Source organism: Stenotrophomonas sp. GD03777, assembly GCF_029842485.1.
GTDB classification, from domain to species: domain Bacteria; phylum Pseudomonadota; class Gammaproteobacteria; order Xanthomonadales; family Xanthomonadaceae; genus Stenotrophomonas; species Stenotrophomonas sepilia.
Window position 1 is genome coordinate 37250 of the sequence record NZ_JAOCGL010000021.1, and the last position, 8551, is coordinate 45800.

General features: G+C 64.7%; 6 protein-coding genes and 1 tRNA gene. 1 reads left to right on the forward strand and 6 read right to left on the reverse strand.

The window, feature by feature from the left end; genetic code table 11:
• Positions 1-199: 199 nt before the first annotated feature.
• The gene (locus N5E02_RS07320; RefSeq protein ID WP_279946126.1) at positions 200-2530 is read left to right on the forward strand and encodes a TonB-dependent receptor; all 2331 of its coding nucleotides are present in this window, start codon (positions 200-202) and stop codon (positions 2528-2530) included.
• A gap of 120 nt (positions 2531-2650) precedes the next feature.
• Here the strand turns inward: N5E02_RS07320 and N5E02_RS07325 are convergent.
• The 6 genes from N5E02_RS07325 to lexA all read right to left on the reverse strand — a co-directional run bounded on the left by N5E02_RS07325 (position 2651) and on the right by lexA (position 8410).
• A tRNA-Ser gene (locus tag N5E02_RS07325) sits at positions 2651-2743 on the reverse strand.
• 78 nt (positions 2744-2821) lie between these two features.
• Complete coding sequence (gene csrA, locus N5E02_RS07330; protein WP_004152909.1) at positions 2822-3025, reverse strand: carbon storage regulator CsrA; 204 nt, start codon at positions 3023-3025, stop codon at positions 2822-2824.
• A gap of 147 nt (positions 3026-3172) precedes the next feature.
• Positions 3173-5821 carry an alanine--tRNA ligase gene (gene alaS, locus N5E02_RS07335; protein ID WP_053499106.1) on the reverse strand — a complete coding sequence of 883 codons (2649 nt, stop codon included), beginning with the start codon at positions 5819-5821 and terminating at the stop codon, positions 3173-3175.
• A gap of 109 nt (positions 5822-5930) precedes the next feature.
• Entirely contained in the window at positions 5931-6422 is a 492-nt protein-coding gene (gene recX / locus N5E02_RS07340; RefSeq protein ID WP_005416047.1) for a recombination regulator RecX, read from the reverse strand.
• Between the two features lie 110 nt (positions 6423-6532).
• Complete coding sequence (gene recA, locus N5E02_RS07345) at positions 6533-7570, reverse strand: recombinase RecA (protein WP_005416046.1); 1038 nt, start codon at positions 7568-7570, stop codon at positions 6533-6535.
• Positions 7571-7774: 204 nt separating this feature from the next.
• The gene (lexA, locus tag N5E02_RS07350; RefSeq protein WP_005416045.1) at positions 7775-8410 is read right to left on the reverse strand and encodes a transcriptional repressor LexA; all 636 of its coding nucleotides are present in this window, start codon (positions 8408-8410) and stop codon (positions 7775-7777) included.
• Positions 8411-8551: the final 141 nt, after the last annotated feature.

Here is an 8551-nt window from a genome sequence, read left to right on the forward strand (position 1 = left end):
GGTGCTGCGTGACGCGTTGTGGGGCGCAGCGCTTCGGATCGTGCACAGCATCGGGGCCCCGCACAAGGCAGGGCGCTGAACGCGCGGCAACCTCGTTCGCGCCTCCCGCGATTCAGGTCTGGCGGCAAGGCCTCATCACGTCCTTGTCGATACAAATAGTTACGTTATAACATTTCACTTCTATGTCACGAGTCCTGCCATGCGTTGCCACCTGCTTGCTGCCGCCATCCTGTTCGCCGTCCACACCGCCCACGCTGCGGACGCGCCTACCCTTCCCACCCTCCAGGTACAGGCCTCCCCGCTCTCGCGCATCGACAGCCGGGTCACCGTCGATAATCCACAGGCGCAGAACCGTACCCTCGGAAGCGTGCTCGAACATGTCTCCGGCGTGCAGAACAGCGCCTTCGGGCCGAACGCGGGCGCCCCGGTCATCCGCAGCCTCAGCGGCAACCGCGTGCAGATCCTGCAGGATGGCCAGTCCATCCTCGGCATGAACGCGATCAGCGGCGACATCAACATTCCGTTCGATCCACTGTTCGTGCGCAGCGTCACCGTCAACAAGTCCTCGGACGCCGTGCGCTATGGCGGCAATGCGATCGGCGGCAGCGTGGAGATCGATTCGGGCCTGATCCCGCGCCGCATGGGAGACAAGGAGCAGTCGATGGAACTGATCCTGCGCAAGGGCTTCAATGCCGCCGACGCGCAGGGCTTCCGCATGAACTTCAACAACCAGCGCAACCTCTCGACCAACCTGCAGGTCTCGCGTCAGCGCATCTCGCACTACGACATCCCGGGCAACAGCAAGGCCGCCGTCTGCAACACCCGCCTGTTCCCGCCGACCGGCGGCGTCAACTCGGCGCTGGCCGACAGCTGCCAGAAAGAGGCGCGCGTCCAGCAGATCTACAACAAGGCCTCGCAGCCCTACATCGACCAGTTCATGAGCGAAAATCCGGACTGGGCCGATGGCGACTTCTCGTTCTACACCAACCATCCGACCTCGGTCTGGCAGCGCCGCACCTACATCAATCCGGCCAACCCGGCCTACGTGCCCGGCACGCCGTCGTACGTGCAGAAGCAGATCAACAACGATGTCACGCCCGACTACCATCACCGGCTGGGCAACAGCTACGCACGCAACTCGCAGGTGGCCTTCGGGTCGACGCTTTTTTTCGACCGTGGCTACGCGGGTGTCAGCATCGATGCCAAAGACAGCGAGTACGGCGTGCCGGGCTTCTCGATGCAGAATCTGTCGTTCGGTTCCAACGATGCCGATGGCCTGCCGGTGGGCGTGGTGATCAAGCAGGAACGCTACGCGCTGGAAGCCCTGCTGCGCGATCCGCTGCCGTGGTTCGAGCGCGCGGAGCTGCGAGTTTCCAGGCTGGACAACACGTCGGGCGAGCGCCTCGGTGCATCCAAGGCCAATGACTACGACTTCGAAAGCTCCCAGGCCGAGCTGCTTCTGAGCCATCAGCGCGTCGGTCCGCTCAGCGGCCTGCTCGGCTTCAGCCACCAGTCGCGCCAGGTCACCGGCAGCGGTTCACTGCGCTACCTGCCCGACGTCGACACCCGCAGCAACGCGGTGTTCCTGAAAGAGGCACTGGACGTCGGCTGGGCCACCTTCGATGCAGGTGTGCGCCACGAGCGCATCGACCACGAGCTGCAGCCCAGCCGCTTCAGGACCGCACGCAACGCCGCCAATACCAAGCTGCAGGACCGTTCCTACCGGCTCAACAGCTACAGCGTGGGCTCCCGTGTCGAGCTCGGTCCTCTGTTCGCCGCCAAGGTGCGCTACGCATCCTCGCAGCGCGCACCGGAGATCAACGAGCTGTATGCCAGCAACGCACACTATTCGGTGATGACCCAGGAAGAAGGCAACCAGAACCTCAAGCCGGAGCGCGCGAAGAACCTGGAGCTGACCGGCCTGTTCCACATCGGCGGCTTCGAACTGTCGGCCACTGCTTACCGGATGAAGTACGAGAACTATCTCTACCTCGGCCATTCCGGCCTGCAGACCGCCAACCGTCTGCCGCTCAAGTACTGGAAGCAGACCGACACCACGGTGAAGGGTTTCGAGATCGACGCATCGCAGGCACTTGACCTGGGCCGCTATGGCACGTTGAACATCTCTGCCTTCGCCGATCTGGTGAAGAACAAGGCCGACCACCCCGATCCGCTGCGCGCCCACAACGATGGCGAGTACCTGCCGAACATGCCGACCAACCGCTACGGCGCCAACCTGCAATGGCAGCGCGAAGGCTGGAAGGCGCAGCTGTCGAGCACCTACTACGACACGCAGGAGTACCTCGGCCGCAACGTCAGCGAGGAGATCCCGCTGGATGCGTTCAACCTGGTTGACCTGCAGGTCAGCCGCGAACTGCCGGTGCGCAGCAGCTACATCGCCGGCATGGAAGTGTTCGTCAACGGCAGCAACCTGCTCAATGAGGAAGCGCGTCCACACAACTCGCCACTGAAATACATCGCGCCACTGCCGGGGCGGGGCTTCCAGGTGGGTGTGACGCTAAAGCTCTGAGGAGAGCCTGATTCGGCCACCATCCAGCGCTCAATGATCACTGGATGGCACGCCGGGACCCTGCATCCGTGCAAAGAAAAACGCCTGCAGATCGATGATCTGCAGGCGCTTCTTTGTATCTGGCGGAGTGAGAGGGATTCGAACCCTCGATAGAGCTTTTGACCCTATACTCCCTTAGCAGGGGAGCCCCTTCGGCCACTCGGGCATCACTCCGGGGTTTTCTCCGCGTCTGGTGCGTTGCACCTCAGCGGGGCGTGAATCATAACGTTAATCGAGTGCGAAGGTAAAGCGTTATTCGGCAGAATTTTCGCTACCGGTGCCACCGGCTTCATCACCACGCTGGATGCGCTGATAGATCTCTTCGCGATGCACAGCGACGTCCTTCGGCGCGGTGATGCCGATACGCACCTGGTTACCCTTGACGCCAAGCACGGTGACGCTCACCGAGTCTCCGATCATCAGGGTTTCGCCGACGCGGCGAGTCAGGATCAACATTTTTGTAAGTCTCCATGGAACCGTGTGGAAGGGTATCCCCCACCGGCTTGACGCTCCGTCAAGAAGCGCTACCACGACAAAGGGAAAAGATTCGCAATGGTACCGTCAGCCGTCCCGCTCCTACAAGGAGGGGGACGGCCAGGTTCATCACAGGCGGGGGCTGACCCATTCGACGACTGCAGCCAGCGCAGTGGCAAGGGCGGGCCCGTCCTCGCCACCACCCTGGGCGAGGTCCGGGCGTCCGCCGCCCTTGCCCCCGATCTGACCGGCGATATGGGACAACAGTTCCCCGGCCTTGACCTTGCCCATTGCGCTGCCGTTCACGCCTGCGACCAGGGCGGCCTTGCCGTCCTGGGCGCCGGCCAGCACGATCACCGCGTCGCCCAGCTGCTGCTTGAGGCGGTCCATGGCGTCACGCAAGGCCTTGGCGTCGAAGCCCTCCAGGCGGGCGGCCAGCACCTTCACGCCAGCAACCTCGACGGCCTGGCCGGACAGGTCGGCCGTGGCACCCGCAGCAACCTTGGCCTTCACGCCTTCCAGTTCGCGCTCCAGCTGCTTCTGGCGCTGGCCGAGGGCACGGATCTTCTCGACCACGTCGGCAGCGCTGCCACCGAGCAGTTCAGCGGCCTCGGCCAGGCGGGCCTCTTCGGCGTCCACGTAATCCAGCGCACCCTGGCCGGTGACGGCCTCGATGCGGCGCACGCCTGCGGAGACGCCACCCTCGGAGGTGATCTTGAACAGGCCGATGTCGCCGGTACGGTTGACGTGGGTACCACCGCACAGCTCAGTGGAATAGTCACCCATCTTCAGCACGCGCACGTGCTCGCCGTACTTCTCCCCGAACAAAGCCATCGCGCCGAAGTCCAGCGCTTCCTGCATGCCCATGGTGTGCACTTCGGCGGCGTTGTTGGCGCGCACCTGCTGGTTGACCTTGCGCTCGATCACCGCCAGTTCGTCGGCACTGATCGGCTGGAAGTGCGAGAAGTCGAAGCGCAGGCGGTCCGGCGCGACCAGCGAGCCCTTCTGCTGCACGTGGGTGCCCAGCACTTCGCGCAGCGCGGCGTGCAGCAGGTGGGTGGCCGAGTGGTTGAGGATGGTGGCGCCACGGCGCTCGCCATCGACCTGGCCGGACAGCACGTCGCCGACCTTCAGGCCGCCTTCGGACAGGGTGCCGACATGGCCATGGAACTGGCCGGCGAACTTCTGGGTGTCTTCCACCACCAGGCGCACGCCGTTGCCGGTCAGCACGCCGGTGTCGCCGACCTGGCCGCCGGACTCGGCGTAGAACGGGGTCTGGTTGGTGATGACGATGACTGCGTCACCCGCATCGGCCGACTGCACCGGACGACCGTCCTTGAGCAGGGCCAGCACGCTCAGGCCGTCGGCCTGCAGGCGGTCATAGCCCAGGAACTGGGTCGGGCTGAGGGTCGCCACCAGCTCGGCTGGCAGGGTCACGCCGCCACCGAACTTGCCGGCGGCGCGCGCGGTCTCGCGCTGCTGCTCCATCGCGGCATCGAAGCCGGCGATGTCGACGGTCAGGTCGCGCTCGCGGGCAATGTCCTGGGTCAGGTCGAGCGGGAAGCCATAGGTGTCATACAGGCGGAAGGCGTCAACGCCCGGGATCACGCCATTGCTGGCCTTGCCGGCCACGTCTTCGAAGATCTTCATGCCGGCATCGAGGGTTTCGGCGAAACGCTCTTCCTCGGCCTGCAGCGCACGGGTGACAGTGTCCACCGCAGCCGGCAGTTCCGGATAGGCCTCGCCCATCTGCTCGACCAGCGTCGGCACGAGCTTGCTGAAGAACGGCTGGCGCACGCCCAGCATCCAGCCGTGGCGCAGGGCGCGGCGGATGATACGGCGCAGCACGTAACCCCGGCCTTCGTTGGACGGCAGCACGCCGTCGACGATCAGGAACGAGCAGGCGCGGATGTGGTCGGCAATCACGCGCAGCGACTTGTTCTCCAGGTCGGCGGTGCCGGTCAGCTCGGAGGCCTTGCGGATCAGCGCCTGGAACAGGTCGATCTCATAGTTGGTGTGCACGTGCTGCAGGATCGCCGCCAGGCGCTCCAGGCCCATGCCGGTATCCACGCATGGCGCCGGCAGTGGCACCAGGGTGCCGTCGGGCTGGCGGTCGAACTGCATGAACACCAGGTTCCAGATTTCGATGAAGCGGTCGCCGTCTTCATCCGGGGAACCCGGGGGGCCACCGGCGATATGGTCACCGTGGTCGTAGAAGATCTCGGTGCACGGGCCGCACGGGCCGGTGTCGGCCATCTGCCAGAAGTTGTCCGAGGCAAACGGTGCGCCCTTGTTGTCGCCGATGCGCACGATGCGCTCTTCCGGTACGCCGACCATGTCGCGCCACAGCTCGTAGGCTTCGTCATCGGTCTGGTAGACGGTGACCAACAGGCGTTCAGCCGGCAGCTTCCAGACCTGGGTCAGCAGCTCCCAGGCCCAGGCGATCGCGTCCTTCTTGAAGTAGTCGCCGAACGACCAGTTGCCCAGCATTTCGAAGAAGGTGTGGTGGCGTGCGGTGTAGCCGACCTGGTCGAGATCGTTGTGCTTGCCGCCCGCGCGCAGGCAGCGCTGCACGTCGGCCGCGCGCACGTAGCTACGCTTCTCCGCGCCAAGGAACACGTCCTTGAACTGCACCATGCCGGAGTTGGTGAACAGCAGGGTCGGATCATTGCCCGGCACCAGCGGCGCCGAGGGCACGATGGTGTGGCCTTTGCCCTTGAAGAATTCAAGGAAGTCGCTGCGGATCTGGGATGTCGTGAATTTGGCGGATGCGTTCATTGGGGGCTGGCAGTCTGCGGGCCGGCGGACCCGGACCACCGGCCGTGTTGGCCAGGGTCGCGAGGGAGCGCCGAAAACCTAAAGGGTATCAGGCCCGGCGCCGCCAGTCTCAGTCATCCGGGTCGTAGCGGGTCGCACGGCGGATGCTGTCGCCGTCGAAGCCCCGTCGGGCCAGCAGATCGGCGGCCTTGCGCCGCTGCGTCAGGTCCTGCGGACCGGCCTCGCCAAAGCGCCGGCGGACCAGATCACGGGCATTTTCCTGCCAGTCGCCATCGTAACTGTCCATCGCCGCGGCAATCGCGGCACTGTCCAGGCCATGGGTGCCCAGCTCGGCGCGGACATGGATCGGGCCATAACCCGTATTGGCGCGCATCCGCACCAGGTTCTCAGCAAAACGGGTGTCGTCCTGCCAGCCCGCTTCGGTCAGCTTGGCGACAGCGGCCTGCGCGGCTTCGTCTTCGATGCCACGGGCGGTCAGCTTGCGGGTGAGTTCCTTGCGCGAGTGCTCGCGGCGGACCAGCAGGCCCAGCGCCCGTTGGACGGGAGTCTGCTCACGCTGCCGGCGCTTGCGGCCGGTGGGAATGTCTTCGGCGTCGGACATCGGTGCTCCAAGGGTGGCGCCGTCCTTGGCGCCCTGCCCATCCCTGGGCGATTCGATCCTGCGGGACAGGGCGACGTCACTGACGGCGCCGCCCTGCCCCACAGCAAGCCTTACTCGTCGTCGCCTTCGTCGTCGCCTTCCTCGCGGGCCGCTTCGGCCGGCTGGAATTTCTCACGCAGCTCGGCCTCGAGCTTGGCGGCGACGGTCGGGTTGTCGCGCAGGTAGCCGCGGGCATTGTCCTTGCCCTGGCCAATGCGCTCTTCACCGTAGCTGTACCAGGCGCCGGCCTTCTCGACCAGCTTGGCATCCACGCCCATGTCGATCAGCTCGCCCTCGCGGCTGATGCCTTCGCCGTACAGGATCTCGGTGATCACCTGCTTGAACGGAGGCGCCAGCTTGTTCTTGACGACCTTGATCTTGGTCTGGTTGCCGATGATCTCATCGCCCTTCTTGATCGCACCGATACGGCGGATGTCCAGGCGGACCGAGGCATAGAACTTCAGCGCGTTGCCACCGGTGGTGGTTTCCGGGCTCTGGCCCGGCATCATCACGCCGATCTTCATGCGCAGCTGGTTGATGAAGATCACCAGGGTGTTGGAACGCTTGATGTTGCCGGTCAGCTTACGCAGCGCCTGGCTCATCAGGCGGGCCTGCAGACCCGGCAGCTGGTCACCCATTTCGCCTTCGATTTCGGCCTTCGGTGTCAGCGCGGCGACCGAGTCGACCACCAGGATGTCGACCGAGCCCGAACGGACCAGCATGTCGGCGATTTCCAGCGCCTGCTCACCGGTGTCCGGCTGCGACAGCAGCAGGTCGTCCACGTTCACGCCCAGCTTCGCGGCGTAGATCGGGTCAAGCGCGTGCTCGGCGTCGATGAAAGCTGCGGTACCGCCCATCTTCTGGCATTCGGCGATGGCCTGCAGGGTCAGGGTGGTCTTGCCCGAGGATTCCGGGCCGTAGATCTCAACGACACGGCCCTTCGGCAGACCGCCAATGCCCAGTGCGATGTCGAGCATCAGCGAACCGGTCGGGATGGCTTCGACGGGCTCGACCACACGGTCGCCCATGCGCATCACCGAGCCCTTGCCGAACTGCTTCTCGATCTGGCCCAGAGCAGCAGCCAAGGCCCGCTTCTTGTTCTCGTCCATCGTATTGGTCCTTGCAGAGGTCATGTCGTTGGGGGTGCTGTCTTTGGGGGTCTTCTTTGCCATGGGTTCACTTTAAGTCGGACGTATCGCACAGGCTGAGATTCTGCCCGGCGCTCTTAAAGGAATTATCGGACATCCGTACCAACCTCAGTGGAACCAGAGAATCGCCACAAAAGACCGCGGGGTAATGCACTATGGAGCGGGTCAACGATTGGGCCGAAGCAGGCCGCAATAGAGGCCTTCGATCGCAAAATCCTGGTCCGGCAGCACCTCGATCGGCTTGTAATCGGGATTGCGCGGCAGCAGGCGGATGCGGTCCTTGGCGATCTTCAGCAGCTTGACGGTGATCTCGTCATCGATGCGGGCCACCACGATCTGCCCGGAACGGGCGTCGCGGGTGCGGTGTACGCCGATCAGGTCGCCGTCGAAGATGCCCTCGTCGATCATTGAGTCGCCCTGCACTTTCAGCAGGTAGTCCGGCGCCGGCGAGAAGAACACCCGGTCCAGCACCACGAAATCGTCGGAGCCGATGTCGGCACCGATCGGCAGGCCGGCAGCGACCCGGCCCAGCACCGGCAAGCGCAGCACGCTGTCCGGAAGGCCCGGCTCGGCGAGCTTTTCGACCGGCGGTGCCTGCACCAGGCGGATGCCGCGAGCCTGGCCCGGGATGCGACGGATCGCACCGGCCTGCTCCAGGGCTTCCAGGTGGTACTGGGCCGCGCGCACGCCCTTGAAGCCGAACGCACGTGCGATTTCAGTCTGCGACGGCGGTGCGCCTTCGCTCTCGATACGCTCGGCAATCAACTGCAGGATCGCCTGCTGGGTGTCGGTCAGGTCCATGGTTAGTAGTATTACTACTAATGCGCATAACTGCAAGTGCCGGGTACGACAAACAGGTGATGGGGATCTGTAGTGCCGAGCCATGCTCGGCAGTTGGGCCAATGGCCGGGCGGCAAAGGCAAAAGCGAGAGCAGCCGACCA